The organism is Pontibacter akesuensis (genome assembly GCF_001611675.1).
Taxonomy (GTDB): Bacteria; Bacteroidota; Bacteroidia; order Cytophagales; family Hymenobacteraceae; genus Pontibacter; species Pontibacter akesuensis.
In genome coordinates this window covers 3,177,017-3,192,257 of the sequence record NZ_CP014766.1, presented here as the reverse complement: position 1 = coordinate 3,192,257, position 15,241 = coordinate 3,177,017, and the positions used below count along the sequence as shown (strand labels likewise).

The window sequence follows — 15,241 nt, the reverse complement described above, 5'->3', positions numbered from 1 at the left end:
CTAGATGGACAAATACACCGACCTCATACATCAAACATTCGACTTTCCGACAGAAGAATTTCAGGTAGAAAATAATGAGTTGCTATTCAACGGCATTCCGTTGATGGACCTCATCAAACAATATGGCACCCCGCTTAAATTAACATACTTACCCAAGATCAGCTCGCAGATACAGCGTGCCAAATTGTTCTTTAAGGAGAGCATGGAAAAGCTGGATTACAAGGGCACCTACACGTACTGCTACTGCACCAAGGCCTCGCACTTCTCGTTTGTGCTGGAGGAGGCGCTGAAGAACGATATCCATATCGAAACCTCTTCGGGTTATGATATGCAGATTATCAAGGCGTTGTACAAAAAGGGCAAGATAAGCAAAGGCACCTACATTATCTGCAACGGCTTTAAGCGCGAGCGGTACCGCCAGTGGATATCCGAGCTGGTGAACGACGGGTTTGTGAACTGCATGCCCATACTTGACCACCTCGGTGAGATAGAGTACTACAAGGAGCACATCAAAACGAAGACAAAAGTGGGCATCCGCCTGGCCTCGGACGAGGAGCCGAAGTTCGAGTTTTATACTTCGCGCCTGGGCGTGCGCTACAACGATGTGATTGACCTGTACGAGCAGCAGATTAAGCCGAACCCGAACTTTGAGCTGAAAATGCTGCATTACTTCATCAACACCGGCATTAAAGACACGTCTTACTACTGGTCGGAGCTTACGCGCTTTGTGCGCAAGTATGCCGAGGTGAAGAAGGTGTGCCCTGAATTGGACACGATTGACATTGGCGGCGGCTTCCCGATCAAAACCTCTATACAGGCCGATTACGATTACAAGTACATGGTGGAGGAAGTGCTGCGCACCATCAAGCGCATCTGCAACGAGGAGGGCGTGCCGGAGCCGAACATCTTCACCGAGTTCGGAATCTTTACGGTGGGCGAGAGCGCAGCCAACATTTACTCCATTCTGGATGAGAAACTGCAGAACGATAAAGAGCTGTGGTACATGATTGATGGCTCGTTTATAACAAATTTACCGGATGCCTGGGCTTTGAACCAACGTTGGCCGCTACTTTCCGTAAACCATTGGGACAAGGATTACCGTAAAATACAATTAGGCGGCATGACGTGCGACAGCCAGGATTACTACAATTCTGAAATGCACTCGTTCCAGGTTTTCCTGCCAAAGATCCCAAAAGGGGAGCCCCTTTATATTGGTTTCTTCCACACGGGTGCCTACCAGGAGCAGCTGAGTGGCTACGGCGGCATCAAGCACTGCCTGATCCCCTCGCCACAGCACATACTGGTAGACCGTGATGAGAACGGGGAGCTGAAAACATGGCAGTTCGCACCGGAACAAACCAGTGATGCCATGCTGAAAATATTAGGTTACGAAGTATAATTTGATTCAAACGAAGGATTTGGTGAATTCATTTTGAAGTTGGTGAAAATCAGCTATTTTTGATGCAGATCCCCCTAAACTTATGACGATCATGAAAAAAGGAATTTTAGTAGGCGCTGTATGCCTGGCATTGGGCATGGCCTCCTGCAAAACGTACTGCCCGGCTTACGGTTATGAGAAAACAGAGACCCAAAAGGTAGAGCAAACAACGGTTGTAGCTACCGCTGCTGAGAAGGCTACTGACCGCGCGAGCAGCTAAAGCGTTGCTTCACAGAATGACATATAAAACCGGCTTCAGGCCGGTTTTTTTGTTTCAGCAAGTATAAACTGGCTTGCCTCCCACAGGTCCTGCACTTGCCAGGCATGCGTATCGGGTGGGTATTTGTCCCCAACGAGTATTCCTCTCACACCCACTTTCGTAGCTGCCTCCAGGTCGCGCAGCGAGTCGCCTACCATCCACGAGGCCGCCGGGTCTAAATTGTACTTCGCGATGGCCTTTTCCAGCATCAGGCTATCTGGTTTGCGGGAGAGCGAGGCCGAAAAATCAGGGTGGTTCGGGGCGTAGTAAATGGCGTCGATCAGGCCTTCGCAACTGTCCTGCAGTTTCTGGTGGCAGGCCGCCACATCACTACCTTTGTAAAGCCCCTTGGCGATACCTGCCTGGTTTGTAACAACAACCAGCAAATAGCCGTTCCTCTTCAACAGCTTCAGGGCTTTGGGCACGCGCGGCAGCACTTCAAAATCTTCTAACGTATAGGTATAATTTCCCCGTTCGCGGTTCAGTACGCCGTCGCGGTCGAGGAAAACGCATTTTTGCACTGGCTTATGCATAGTTCAACTAGTTGAGGCGCTAAAATACAAATTTAAACGTTAAACCAGCGGCTGCTGCAGTAGCAGAGTACCATAATCACAGTTAAACCACATTTTGGGCACGGAGGCCGTACAACGGAGCACCACACGAACAGTAGCGATGAGAGTAGCGATAGTAGGAGCGGGCATATCGGGTTTGGCATTGGCTTATCACTTGCAGAAGCTAGGGGTACCGTACGACCTGTTTGAAGCGGGCCCTCACGTAGGCGGTAACATCCGCACGGTGCAGGCGGGCGACTACCTGCTGGAAATGGGACCTAACTCGCTACACCACTCGCCTGAACTGGAGGAACTGATCCGCGACCTGAAGCTGGAGCAGGAGGTGCTGCCCGCCTCTCCTGTGAGTGAGAACCGCTATGTGCTGCGTAAAGGCACTTATCAGCGGCTCCCCTCTTCCCCGCTCACGCTGCTCTCCAATAACTTTTTCTCCTGGAAGGCGAAGTACCGCATCCTGCAGGAAAAGAAGGTACCACCATCAGGCCATGCCTACGAAACCATTTCCCAGTTCTTCGAGCGTCGCTTTGGCCGCGATGTAGTAGATTATGCCGTCAACCCATTTGTGCGGGGAATCTACGCCGGCGACCCAGACAAACTACTGGTACACAAAACGTTCCCACTCCTGAAAGAGCTGGAGCAGGCGCATGGCTCTGTGCTGAAGGGGATGGTACTGGAGGCCAGGAACGCCCGCCGCAAGGAGGTATTCTCTTTTGTAAAGGGAATGCAGACGCTTCCCGATGCGATTGCCGGGAAGCTTATTTCGCTGCACCTGGAGCACCCCGTGGAGATGGTAACCCGCAGCCAGGGCAAGTATATCTTAAGCTGCTCCTCCCCCGGCGACCACGATACCGAAGAATACAGCACGTTGGTACTGGCATTGCCTGCCCCAAAAGCTGTGGACTTGCTGCAGTACACCTTTCCGGGCATGGCCGCAGCGATGCAGAATGTGCAATACCCGCCCATGGCTGTGGTGCACACCGCCTACAACCGCCGCGATGTGGCGAATAAACTCAACGGCTTCGGTGTGCTGCACCCCAAAGCCGAGGCTGCCTTTGCGGCGGGTACTATCTGGAGCAGTTCGCTGTTTGAGGGCCGCTGCAGGCCGCACGAGGTGCTGTTTACCACCTTCGTTGGCGGTGTGCAGTCCGAGCAGCATGCGCTTGCCGAGCCGGAGGAGCTTTTGCAGCAGGTGCATCAGGAACTCAAAAAGCACCATGGCATTGACGCTGACAAACCCAACTTCCAGCACGCACATTTGTGGAAGCAGTCCATTCCGCAGTACGACATGCACATTGAGGATGCCCACCTGATGGCCAGGGAACTGGAGGCCGAGGGGCTGTATATCGGAGCTAACTGGCTGTCGGGGGTGTCGGTGCCCAGCTGCATTAGGCACGCCAAGGAGCTGGCCCATAAAATTAATTTAAAGTTGCGGCATGCCCACAATAGCTGATTAGCTATATTTGGGGCATGAAAGACTCGTTGGTCATCATCCCAACCTACAACGAACGGGAGAATATTGAGGCGATGGTTCGCAAAGTGATGTCGCTGGACCACCCGTTTGAGCTGCTGATCATTGATGATGGTTCTCCGGATGGCACCGCCGACATTGTGCGGCAAATGCAACTGGAGTTTGCTGGCAGGCTGCACCTGGAGACCCGCCAGGGTAAACTCGGGCTTGGCACCGCCTATATCCACGGCTTTAAGTATGCGCTCCGCAACGGGTATGAGTTTATATTCGAGATGGACGCCGATTTCTCGCACAACCCCGACGACCTCATCCGCCTGTACCTGGCCTGCGCCGCCGACGGCTACGACATGGCCATTGGCAGCCGATACGTGCAGGGCGTAAACGTGGTAAACTGGCCCATGAGCCGCGTGCTGATGTCTTACTTCGCCAGCTCCTACGTACGCCTGATTACCGGCATGCCCATTCATGACACCACCGCGGGCTTCAAGTGCTACCGCCGCAAAGTGCTCGAAACCATTCAGCTCAACAAGATCCGCTTTGTGGGCTATGCCTTCCAGATCGAGATGAAATTCCTGAGCTACAAGTATGGCTTCAAGATAAAAGAGGTGCCCATCATTTTCACCGACCGTACCAAAGGCACGTCCAAAATGTCGTCTGGTATCTTTAAGGAGGCTATCCTGGGTGTTTTCAAGATGAAGATCGGCAGCTACTTCCGCCACTTCGACCGCTACTAGACAGCTATACTTACCGGTTCATCATTTCCCTCATTTTAAGTCGACTATCGCAAAAGGTGCAGCGGGACCTTCTATCCAGAGCAACCTGTGCTCATCCCACGTGCACAGGTTGAGAACCTAATTGCCTCTCCCGGCAGCTCTGGCTTCATTTTGCAATATCCCTGCTATTCCTTTTGCACCGGGTATACAAGCAATGGTATTACCGACTAATTTTACAGGCTAAGGTATCGCATAATGTACTTGCATACCGCTGAGTAAGACCATTCACCCTAACCTGTATGGATAATATTTATTTCTGGATCATATTTAACGCGTTTGTGCTCCTGCTCCTGGGCCTCGACCTGTTTGTATTTCACCGCAAAGAGCATGAGGTAAAGATTAAGGAGGCCTTGCTTTGGAGCTTGTTCTGGATCGTGCTGTCGCTTGGCTTCAACGCCTTGATTTACTTCTGGCGCGGCCCCGCTCCTGCCCTCGAATTCCTGACTGGCTACCTGATCGAGAAATCTTTGAGCGTCGACAACCTGTTTGTCTTCATCATGATCTTCAACTTCTTTAAGGTGCCGCTTAAGTACCAGCACAAGATCCTTTTCTGGGGAATTATTGGGGCGCTCGTGCTGCGGGCCATCTTTATATTGGTGGGCGTGGCCCTGATTGCCAAGTTCCACTTCATCATCTATATACTGGGCGCGTTCCTGATATTCACGGGTATCAAAATGGCCTTTTCGCATGGCGATGAGGAGGTGCACCCCGAGAACAATCCGCTGATCAAGTGGGTGAGCAGGCACATGCGCATCACTAAAACACCGGTTGGGGGCAAGTTCTTTACCAAGATAGACGGCAAGTGGTTTGCTACGCCGCTGTTCCTGGTGCTGATCATGGTGGAGAGTACCGACGTGGTTTTCGCCGCCGACTCCATTCCGGCTATCCTGGCCATTTCCAAAGATCCGTTTATCGTGTACACGTCCAACGTGTTTGCGCTGCTGGGCCTGCGGGCTTTGTACTTTGCCCTGGCCGGCATCATGCAGCTGTTCCATTACCTGCACTACGGGCTGTCGGTGATCCTGGTGTTTATTGGGGCAAAGCTGATGCTTAGCGATATTATCCACATCGACATGCGCTACGCCCTGCTGGGAGTTGGGGGTGTGCTGGCGATCTCCATCATCGCCTCGCTCCTCTTCCCTAAAAAAGAAAGTGAGTTGCCAGAGCCTCCGATCAAGGAATAGCACCGTTTACAACCTATTGAATATCTTAGGGTTATAAGCTGCATATTTTTAATCAGCAAAAAATATTTATTTGATATAATTTGCATTTCTGCATATTTATACTCAAAATTGCCAGAGATAAACACAAAGACATGCCACAACTGCTAGCCTGCATTTATACGAATTCCTTTAAGGTGCTCCATCCGGGGCTTCTGAGGTAGTATATTGTGCAGCGAATAAAGTTGTAAACATAAACCACCAAGGGAGCCCCGCCACAAGCGGGGCTCTTTTTTTTAAGGCCATTGTCAAACTAAACCAAAAGCAGCTAATTAAACATGCCGTAACCATGAGAGCAAGTAGAACACCCATCGATGTAGCACAGAAAAGCAGTTTCCGACACACTGGCGGTAAACTGGTGCTGATTGCGGGACCATGCAGTGCCGAAAGCGAAGAACAAATGCTGAAGACAGCCCAACAATTGAAAGCCATCAAGGGCATTACGGTGTTCAGGGCGGGTATCTGGAAGTCGCGCACACGCCCTAATTCGTTCAAGGGTGTCGGTACGGTGGGGTTAACTTGGCTCGAAACGGTAAAGAAAGAAACTGGCTTGCAAACTTCCTGCGAGGTAGCCAATGCGCAGCACGCTGAAGAGGCCGTGAAGTATGGCGTGGACATCCTGACCATCAGCGGACGCGCCACAGTAAATCCTTTTGCCATGGAGGAGATTGCGGCTGCTCTGAAAGGAACTGATAAGCCGGTGCTCGTAAACAACCCGGTTTACCCGGACCTTGGCCTATGGCTGGGCGCCCTGGAGCGCCTGAATGAGGCCGGCATCACGGATCTGGGATTGATAAACCGGGGCTTCGCGGCCGATGAGCAGTACCCGTACCGCAGCCACCCGCGCTGGGACCACATGCTGCAACTGCGCGAGATGCACCCGGAACTGCCGGTGTTCTGCGATGCCGCACACATAGCCGGACGCCGCAGCCTCTTGTACCCGGTGAGCCAGAAAGCGGTGGATTTGGGAGTGGAGGGTTTGCTGTTTGAGTCGCACACCAACCCTGCGGCAGCCCTGAGCAGCCCACAGCAGCAACTGATGCCACAGGAACTGGATTTGCTCATCAACGCCATCGAGACAAAGGTGAAACTGGACGGTACCAACCACCTGGTAGAGCAGCTCGACGACCTGAGCCAGCAAATGGATAATGTAGACAAGGCTCTTGTAGACCTGCTGCTGCGCCGCCGCGAGGTATCGCAGAAAATAAGCCTGCACCAGATGGGCGATGTGCAGGAGAGCCTGCAGGTAAACCGTTGGCAACAGGAACTGGATGCCTGGCTCAAGCGCGATGACTACACCCAGACAGACAGCAGCTTTGTGAAATCGCTGATGGAGGCGTTGCAGCAGCACCGCAAAGGCCCGCTGGGAAGTATAGCCTCCTCGGCGGTTGCTTAGAAAGTATAACCGATAATTATTTGATTTTCATTTAATACAGCTTACATTAGAAAAACAGAACGCATAGAACGATGTCGCACAGCACCTTTTATTATAGCTATTACTTTTTTGGTTCTCCGCCGGGGCTCCACAGGTAATGCTATTGTGTTTGCGAACACCACAAGTATAAACCAGAGAAGCCCCGCCACAAGCGGGGCTTTTTCTTTTTAAGCCTATATCAACCATGAACAGCATCAGAATTGCCATACAGGGAGGCCCCGCCTCTTTCCACGATGCCGCTGCGAGGCAGCTGCACCACGATCACTTGATAGAAACCGTGCCCTGCACCACTTTCCGCAGCCTGAGCACCGCCTTGGCCGGGGGAGCGGTAGATGCCGCTGTAATGGCCATTGAGAACACACTGGCCGGAAGCCTGCTCCCGAACTACAGCTTGCTGCAGGAGCACCACCTGCACGTTACAGCGGAAGCATGGCTGCCGATAGACCAGAACCTGATGGCGCTGCCGGGGCAAAAGCTGGAGGATATCCGCACGGTGCTATCGCATCCAGTGGCGCTGGCCCAGTGCAGCAACTTTTTTCTGCAGCACCCCCACCTGCAGGCACAGGAAGCCCACGATACCGCCGACAGCGCCAAGGCCATACAGGAGCAGCAGCTAAAGGGCGTGGCAGCCATTGCGGGCGCGGCGGCGGCTGCGCTTTACAACCTGGAGGTGCTGGAGGCAAACGTCGCCGACTCAACCAACAACTTCACTCGTTTCCTGCTGCTTCAGCGCGAAAAAACTGAGATTCCGGCCACGGCCGACAAAGCCATCCTGCTGTTCCGGAAGCCGCTCCATACTTCCACTCTTACTTTACTGCTCAGCCTGTTGCAGAAGCACCAGGTGGAAGTAAAGCTACTGCAGACACTGCCCTCCACGGATGCTCGTGGCTTTCTGGTAATGGAACTGGAAGCCGCTGATTTGCTGCAGTTGCAGGAGGCCATCGCGCAGGTAAAGCCGCTAGTGGAGAAGATGCAGGTGCTGGGGCCGCTGCAGAAAGCGGCGCTGCCTACAACAGCCAATACAAGACAGCACAAAGCTATACTTCCAACAGCATGATCATACCTAAAGCAAACAGGCTGGAGCACGTGCAGGAATATTTCTTCTCGCGCAAATTAGCCGAAGTAAGGGCACTGCAGGCACAGGGAAAAAGCATCATCAATCTTGGCATCGGCAGTCCGGATATGGCGCCTTCCGCGGCGACCGTGGAAGCTTTGACTCAATCGGCGCAACAAACCACCACACACGGTTACCAGCCTTACAACGGCACTGCCCGCTTGCGCCAAGCCATGCAGCAGTGGTACCAGCAACAGTACGGTGTTGCGCTAACGGAGCAGGAAGTGCTGCCTTTGGCCGGATCGAAGGAAGGCATCTTTCACATTTCCATGGCCTTTCTGAATCCGGGCGATAAAGTGCTGGTGCCAAATCCGGGTTATCCGGCGTATGCGGCCGCGGCACGTCTGGCTGGCGCGGAAGCGGTGAATTATACATTGGAGGCGGCTAACGATTGGCTGCCCCAGGAGGCGGAACTGGAGCAACTGGTGACGCAGGGCGGGTATAAAATGATGTGGATCAACTACCCGCACATGCCTACGGGCAAAGCAGCCGCAAGCCATACTTTACAGGAGCTTGTGGCATTCACGCAAAAACACGGCCTGCTGCTCCTCAACGATAACCCTTATAGCCTGGTGTTGCAGCAACAGGAGCCGATTAGCCTGCTAAGTATGGCCGGAGCCAAATCTAATTGCCTGGAGCTGAACTCGCTTAGCAAATCGCACAACATGGCGGGCTGGCGTGTAGGCATGGTGCTGGGCCAGCAGGTATATTTAGCCGCCATACTTGCCGTGAAAAGCAACCTCGACTCCGGCCAACTGCTGCCGGTGCAGGAGGCCGCCATTGCTGCGCTGCAGAACAATACTGCGTGGCATGCGGATCGCAATGCAGTCTACGCGGAGCGAAAGCAGCTGGCACAACTGCTGCTAGATGAGCTGGAATGTGTCTATCAGCCAAACCAGGTGGGCATGTTCCTCTGGGCACGGGTGCCGGAAAGTATTGCCGATGTAGAAGCATACCTGGACACGCTGCTTCATAAACAGGGCCTCTTCCTGACACCTGGCAACATCTTCGGCAGCCAGGGCGAGCGCTATATCCGCGTATCGTTGTGTGCGCCTGCCGCGCAAATCAGCGAAGCCATCAACAGAATCAAATCATCCAAAGAAACTTTAACACAAGTATACTTATGAACGCATCATCCTCAACCTTGAAAATAGTTGCTAAAACGAACATCCTGAATGGCGGCCCGCTGCCTACCGTAATTGCCGGGCCCTGCAGTGCAGAGACGGAGGCGCAAATGCTGCAAACGGCGCTGGAACTGAAAAAAGATCACCGCGTGTCCATTTTCCGGGCTGGCATCTGGAAACCCCGCACCCGCCCGGGTTTGTTCGAGGGCGTGGGCAAAGTCGGTCTGGAGTGGCTGACAACGGTGAAGCAGGAAACAGGCATGCTCACCGCTGTGGAAGTGGCTAACACACAGCACGTGGAAGAGGCCCTGCAGCACGGAGTGGATATTCTTTGGGTAGGGGCACGCACTACGGTAAACCCTTTCTCGGTGCAGGAGATAGCCGATGCCCTGCAGGGCGTGGACATACCGGTGCTGGTTAAAAACCCGGTGAACCCGGACATTCAGCTGTGGCTGGGTGCGCTCGAGCGCCTGAACCGTGCAGGTATTACGGATCTTGGGCTGATTCACCGCGGCTTCTCCACACCAAATAACAAGCCGTACCGCAACCACCCCAAGTGGCAGACCATTCAGGAGATCCGAAACCTGGCTCCCGGCATTCCGCTTCTTTGTGACCCAAGCCACATTGCCGGCCGGCGCGATTTACTGGAAACGGTAAGCCAGCAGGCGCTGCACCTGGGTGTGGACGGGCTGATGATTGAAACGCATATTAACCCAGATGTGGCGCTCAGCGATGCGTCGCAGCAGGTAACCCCGGCTGGCCTTGACAAGCTGCTGACGGCCCTGGACCTGGAAACGGAGCGGGTGGCACAGCCGGAGCAGCTGCAGGACCTGCGCACGCTGATTGACCGCCTCGACAGCGAACTGCTGAACGTGCTGTTCCTGCGCTCCGATGTTTCGAAGCGCATCGGGGAGTACAAGCGCGCCAACGGGCTGGACATTTACCAGGCCAACCGCTGGCAGCAACTGCTGACGGACAGGCTTAAGACAGCAAGTGAAACCGGCCTGGACGAGGATTTTGTGAGAGCCATTTTTGATTCCATCCACAGTTTTTCGCTTGGTATTCAAAACGAATTATTTGCAGCTGAGGCTACCAACAAAGCTGTAGTTCAGAAGTAGCACACTGCTTTTAACTGGTGGCGGGCACTTATGTTGTACAGCAATAGGGAGGTGCTATTTGTCGAAATATGAACCTTTTGCAGGGCACGTTTTATACCTTTGCAATGTTGCAAGGCAGCAACGTTTACCAAGAACCATAGCTTTCATGAAAACTCCAATTTCACGCCTGCGCACAGTGGGCATCTACGAAGGAATATCTTACCTGCTGCTGCTCGGCATTGCCATGCCGCTGAAGTACATGTTCGACATGCCGCTGTTTGTAAAATATGTGGGCTGGGCGCACGGCGTGCTGTTTGTGCTGTACATGGTGGCCCTGCTGCAGGTAACGCTGGTGCACCGCTGGTCGCTGCTAAAGGTGGCAGCCGGGATAATAGCCTCACTCCTGCCCTTCGGCCCATTTATACTTGACAAGAAGCTACTGGATAAGGAGGAAGCCGCCGCAAAGGCTCAAAAGCAGATGGCCTGATTCGCCTTATCTTATACTTCACAACGGCCCATTTGCTACAGCAGCAGGTGGGCCGTTGTCATTAATCATAATAAAATCCAGAATGTAAGATGCAAAATTTTGCGTCTCTACTCCCACCAATCAACCCGTCACTTAACCTGCCTTACGCGCCTCCCGCTGTGCGATGATGCTGGCAGCCAACAATTGCAGCGCGTGGTACAGCATAATCGGCAGCAAAATAATTCCCACCACCGTAGCGCCCGGAAAAAGCACCTTCGACATTACCGTGCCGTGCACCAGCGATTTTTTAGAGCCGCAGAAAATGGCCGTGATTTGATTTTCGCGGTTAAAGCCCAGCAGTTTGGTAACGCCGTAGATGATGCCGTACACCAGAAAGAACAGCCCGATCATCGCCCCGCCGAGTAGAAGCAGGTCCGTAACCCGGAAACCGCTGAACATGTTGCGCGCAAACGATTCGCAGAAAGAAGTATAGACAATGAGTAGAATGATGAGTTGGTCGAATACGCGCAGTCTGCCCTTATTGCGCTCGGCAAAGCCGCCCCAGAAGCGGTGCAGTACAATACCCAGCACCACCGGCAGCAGCACCTGCAGCACTAGTTTGCCCATCACGCTCCAGATATCAAACCCTTCCCCGCTCGTTGTCAGGAACAGGCCCATCCAGAGCGGCGTGATGAAGATGCCCATCAGACTGGAGATACTGGCGTTGAAAATAGCCCCCGGGATGTTGCCTCCCGCAATGGAGACCATCACGACTGACGAGGAAACGGTAGAGGGCAGCGCTGCCAGGTAAAATACGCCCAGCCACAGCATTTCCTGCGGGGTACCGGCAAAAAATCCGTGCAGCGGCAGGATGAGCAGTGGGAACAGCACAAACGTGCTCAACTGCACCACGGCATGCAGCCGCCAGTGGCTCAGGCCGGTCTTCAACTTCTCGGGGCTAAGGCGCAGGCCGTAGAAAAAGAAAATGAGCGACACACCGTAATTGGCCACATCTCCCAAGGAAACGGGTTCCCGGTCTACGCCCAGTTGTGGCCACGCGTAAGCCAGCACGATCATCCCGATCAGCGCGAGTAAAAACCAATCCAGCCCCACACGGGCAGCCAGGGCTCCTGCCCGGGGAATAAGCCCAACGGGTTCTTGCTTGTTGTTCATGCAGCTGTTTGGCAAGGCCAGAAAACCCTTCCCTGCCTTTCCTTTTTGATTTATATTAATAATTAACTATACTTATGCGACATTACACCTTTAACTGAAAACAAACATGAAGCATTCTTTACTTATCCTTTTACTTCTTGCCTGCAGCCTGGGCGTAACAGCCCAAACTTACGACGAATTGGTGAATAAGGCTTATACTTGCCTCGATCAGAAAGAGATGGATTGTGCCATCCAAAACTTGGAGAAAGCAATCAAAAAGGAGCCGAAGAACCCTAAGAGCCACCTCCACCTGTCCAACCTGGGCACCATGTACCGCAGGCTCGATAAAAACAAGGAAGCTATGGCCTGTTATGACAAAGCCATCAAACTCAACAACAAATCGGCGGCCGTGTACAACAACAGGGCCTCGCTGAAACGCAACCTGGAGGATTATAAGGGCTCTGTCGCCGACTACACCACCTCCCTTACGCTGGAACCAGCAAATGAGGAGGCCTTGCTAAACAGAGCTTACTCCAGAAAAATTTTGGGCGACCAGGCTGGGGCTGAAAGTGATTTACTGGAACTGCTTCGCGTTAATCCGGCCAACTATCAGGCAAAATCAAACCTGGTAAATATCAAAAAGCTAAAGGGCCAGTATGAGGAGGCCCTGCAGGACCTGAATGAGTTGATCGCCGCTCGGCCGGAAGACCCGCTGCTTTACAACAACAGAGCTGATCTTTTCCTGATGATGAAAGCCTACGATAAAGGCTTCGCAGACATTGAGACTGCCCTTAAAATCGACCCTGCCTACGGCATTGCCTACATAACACGGGCGGAACTGCAGCTGGGCCAGGGCGATAAAGCCAGCGCCAAACGTGACCTGGAGACAGCGCTGCAGCACGGGGTAAAGGAAGCACAGATTGCGAGCCTGCTGCAACAGTGCCGCTAACAGCCGTAAGCAAGTATGAAAAGAGCCCCTGCAACACACATTGCAGGGGCTCTTTTCATACTTGTTTCACTTAAAAATCGAGCAGGTCTATTGTTTCCAGTTCATAGCGCGTGGTATCTTCCTCCACCGCTGAGGTATCCTGCGCGGTCACGACCAGGTCGCGGGCGCGGCCGTAGAGCTGCACGTTCGGGTACAGGTTTTCGTACTCCTCCTGAGAGATGAGGCCGCGGCGGCGCATCATGCCCCCGATCATGCGGTAGTAACCGGCTTTATAGTTGCGCAGGTTGCCGTAGCTGTCGAAGGACGAGCGGTAGCGTTTCGGGCTTGGAATAATGCTGGTCAGGAAGATAGCCTCGGCCAGGTTTAGCTCAGACGGCTGCTTGCCAAAGTAAAAGCGCGAGGCATCCTTGGCACCGTATACATCCGGGCCCCACTCAATAATGTTCAGGTATACTTCAAACATGCGGTTTTTGGATACCAGGTCCAGGTTCTCCATCAGCCATACGATTATCGCCTCCTCCACTTTGCGGGCTACTGTTTTCTTACGCGACAGGAACACGTTCTTCACCAACTGCATGGAAATGGTACTGCCGCCCCGGGCAAATTCACCCTCTTCCAGGTTTTTGATGATGGCCTGACGGAATGCCTCCTCATGAAAACCGTTGTGGCTGTAAAAAAGGGCATCCTCAGCGGTAAGTATGGCGTTGCGCAGGTAAGGCGAAATCTGGTTAATCGGGCTGTAAAAGCCGTTGGCAGGCCCTACCGTGAAAGTGCGCACCGGCTTCCCGTACTCGTACACTGTATGGGTAAAAGAGCCGTTTATCTTCTGCAGGTTTGTATTTCCCCACTGTGTGATCTTGAAATCCTCGGAGGCATCCAGGTCTGAGTTAAATACCACCTGGCTCAGGCTATCCATGTTCACATGGAAGTCGAGGTCGTACTGCAGCCAGCCGTTTGCCTGTATGCCCTCCAGGTTCTCGAACAGGCCAGTGGGCAATGAGCTAAAGAAATCGTTGGCCGGCACCTGCTTTGTGGTAACCTTCAGGTCGATGATCTTGGTGGTGTCGATGGTTTGATACGATGCGAAAAGGTTGGCGCGGGCCTTGTTCACGCGCACTTCCGTCAGGCTATCGATCACGTAGAGGTTTGGCCCCAGCGTAACCACATAGTCCACCGCACTCTCGCCAACCTGTATGTCTTCGTCAGCAAGCTTCGGGTGGTTCAGCACCAGGTTATCGACCATGGCGTTGCCGCTTACAGTCAGCATGCCATCACGGAACTTCTTGTTGTCCAGGCTTAAGTGCAGGGTGTCAAAAGCGACCTGAGCATCAAACTTTTTCTTAACGTAAGGCAGCCGAATGCCCATGGTGTCGGCGGCGTAGAGGCTGGTGGCAATGCGATAATCGCCCGGGTCGATGGTGCCGTGCAGGCGCAGCCTGTTCTCCAGCGAATCGGCGCGCACGTATACTTCTGAGGCGATGTCTCCATCATCCATCCGCATGTAGGGCATTCGCACCACAATCGTGCGGTTAGGGGAAGTATAGGAAGCGTTCAGGTTCTTGAAGTCCACCTTGTCCGGCACGTTGTCAAAAGCGGTTTCAATCAGGCGGTTCAGCAGTTGGCCGTAGTTTCGGCCGGTGGTGGCAGTATCCTTTGGCTGTTCTTCCGTCTTGGTGTCGTCTTTCAGCAAAAAGCCGAAATTGGTCACGTCGCCATTTTTTACCGCCGTCAGGTAACCGTTGGTCACGTCCAGGCGCTTAAACACAATGCGGCCCTTGAAGATAGACCGCACGCTCACGCTGGCGTGCACGCTGTCGGTGGTGAAAAGGGTGTCGAGGCCGTGGGGGACAAACGAGATATCAGACAGCACCACGGAATTCCAGTCTGCAAACTCTGCGTTACCGATGTTCAGGTCGGCCGGGTACTTGTTTTCTACTTTAGCGATGACGCGGTCTATCGTATAGCTCAGTACTCTGCTTCTAAACACAAAAAGCAGTACTATGAGAAGTAAAAAGAAAGCCAGCACGCCGCCAACTCCTATCAGGATTCTTTTTTTCAAACGCTGGTCCAAAATATTACAGGTGCGAAGTAAGTGATAAGATTTGTATCAAAAAAGCGGCGCGCCCTTTAACTAGTGCTGCGCCATACTAAGGTGCTATACCCCACTTAGTACGGTT

Annotated in this window: 14 protein-coding genes; 11 read left to right on the top strand and 3 right to left on the bottom strand. The window is 53.2% G+C overall.

The genetic code is table 11. The features are described from left to right. Nucleotides 1–4: 4 nt before the first annotated feature. On the top strand, nucleotides 5–1,399 hold the full coding sequence (locus A0W33_RS13550) for a type III PLP-dependent enzyme domain-containing protein (protein ID WP_068838691.1): 1,395 nt from the start codon (nucleotides 5–7) through the stop codon (nucleotides 1,397–1,399). Between the two features lie 91 nt (nucleotides 1,400–1,490). Next, nucleotides 1,491–1,658, top strand: a complete 168-nt coding sequence (locus A0W33_RS20945) for a hypothetical protein (RefSeq protein WP_157578044.1) — start codon at nucleotides 1,491–1,493, stop codon at nucleotides 1,656–1,658. 35 nt (nucleotides 1,659–1,693) lie between these two features. Here the strand turns inward: A0W33_RS20945 and A0W33_RS13545 are convergent, their stop codons facing one another. Beyond that, on the bottom strand, nucleotides 1,694–2,230 hold the full coding sequence (locus tag A0W33_RS13545; protein WP_082815237.1) for a D-glycero-alpha-D-manno-heptose-1,7-bisphosphate 7-phosphatase: 537 nt from the start codon (nucleotides 2,228–2,230) through the stop codon (nucleotides 1,694–1,696). A gap of 139 nt (nucleotides 2,231–2,369) precedes the next feature. Here A0W33_RS13545 and hemG point away from each other — a divergent pair, with 139 nt between their 5' ends. The 8 genes from hemG to A0W33_RS13505 all read left to right on the top strand — a co-directional run bounded on the left by hemG (nucleotide 2,370) and on the right by A0W33_RS13505 (nucleotide 10,984). Beyond that, the gene (gene hemG, locus A0W33_RS13540; protein ID WP_068838690.1) at nucleotides 2,370–3,716 is read left to right on the top strand and encodes a protoporphyrinogen oxidase; all 1,347 of its coding nucleotides are present in this window, start codon (nucleotides 2,370–2,372) and stop codon (nucleotides 3,714–3,716) included. 17 nt (nucleotides 3,717–3,733) lie between these two features. Further along, entirely contained in the window at nucleotides 3,734–4,468 is a 735-nt protein-coding gene (locus tag A0W33_RS13535) for a polyprenol monophosphomannose synthase (protein ID WP_068838689.1), read from the top strand. Nucleotides 4,469–4,746: 278 nt separating this feature from the next. Continuing rightward, nucleotides 4,747–5,691, top strand: a complete 945-nt coding sequence (locus A0W33_RS13530; RefSeq protein WP_068838688.1) for a TerC family protein — start codon at nucleotides 4,747–4,749, stop codon at nucleotides 5,689–5,691. Nucleotides 5,692–6,016: 325 nt separating this feature from the next. Then, nucleotides 6,017–7,123, top strand: coding sequence for a chorismate mutase (locus A0W33_RS13525; protein ID WP_082815236.1), 1,107 nt, complete (start codon nucleotides 6,017–6,019; stop codon nucleotides 7,121–7,123). A gap of 223 nt (nucleotides 7,124–7,346) precedes the next feature. Then, on the top strand, nucleotides 7,347–8,219 hold the full coding sequence (locus A0W33_RS13520) for a prephenate dehydratase domain-containing protein (RefSeq protein ID WP_068838687.1): 873 nt from the start codon (nucleotides 7,347–7,349) through the stop codon (nucleotides 8,217–8,219). Further along, nucleotides 8,216–9,403, top strand: coding sequence for a pyridoxal phosphate-dependent aminotransferase (locus A0W33_RS13515; RefSeq protein ID WP_068838686.1), 1,188 nt, complete (start codon nucleotides 8,216–8,218; stop codon nucleotides 9,401–9,403). Before A0W33_RS13520 ends, A0W33_RS13515 begins: the two co-directional genes overlap by 4 nt. Continuing rightward, the gene (locus A0W33_RS13510; protein ID WP_082815235.1) at nucleotides 9,400–10,518 is read left to right on the top strand and encodes a chorismate mutase; all 1,119 of its coding nucleotides are present in this window, start codon (nucleotides 9,400–9,402) and stop codon (nucleotides 10,516–10,518) included. Before A0W33_RS13515 ends, A0W33_RS13510 begins: the two co-directional genes overlap by 4 nt. A 145-nt stretch (nucleotides 10,519–10,663) precedes the next feature. Next, nucleotides 10,664–10,984, top strand: a complete 321-nt coding sequence (locus A0W33_RS13505) for a DUF3817 domain-containing protein (RefSeq protein WP_068838685.1) — start codon at nucleotides 10,664–10,666, stop codon at nucleotides 10,982–10,984. A 132-nt stretch (nucleotides 10,985–11,116) separates the two neighbouring features. On the opposite strand, the gene A0W33_RS13500 is transcribed toward A0W33_RS13505, so the two are convergent. Next, entirely contained in the window at nucleotides 11,117–12,136 is a 1,020-nt protein-coding gene (locus A0W33_RS13500; protein ID WP_172798119.1) for a bile acid:sodium symporter family protein, read from the bottom strand. Between the two features lie 106 nt (nucleotides 12,137–12,242). Here A0W33_RS13500 and A0W33_RS13495 point away from each other — a divergent pair, with 106 nt between their 5' ends. Next, on the top strand, nucleotides 12,243–13,064 hold the full coding sequence (locus A0W33_RS13495; RefSeq protein ID WP_068838684.1) for a tetratricopeptide repeat protein: 822 nt from the start codon (nucleotides 12,243–12,245) through the stop codon (nucleotides 13,062–13,064). 70 nt (nucleotides 13,065–13,134) lie between these two features. Here A0W33_RS13495 and A0W33_RS13490 read toward each other — a convergent pair whose 3' ends face one another. Beyond that, the gene (locus tag A0W33_RS13490) at nucleotides 13,135–15,123 is read right to left on the bottom strand and encodes a biosynthetic peptidoglycan transglycosylase (RefSeq protein WP_068840125.1); all 1,989 of its coding nucleotides are present in this window, start codon (nucleotides 15,121–15,123) and stop codon (nucleotides 13,135–13,137) included. Between the last annotated feature and the right edge of the window lie 118 nt (nucleotides 15,124–15,241).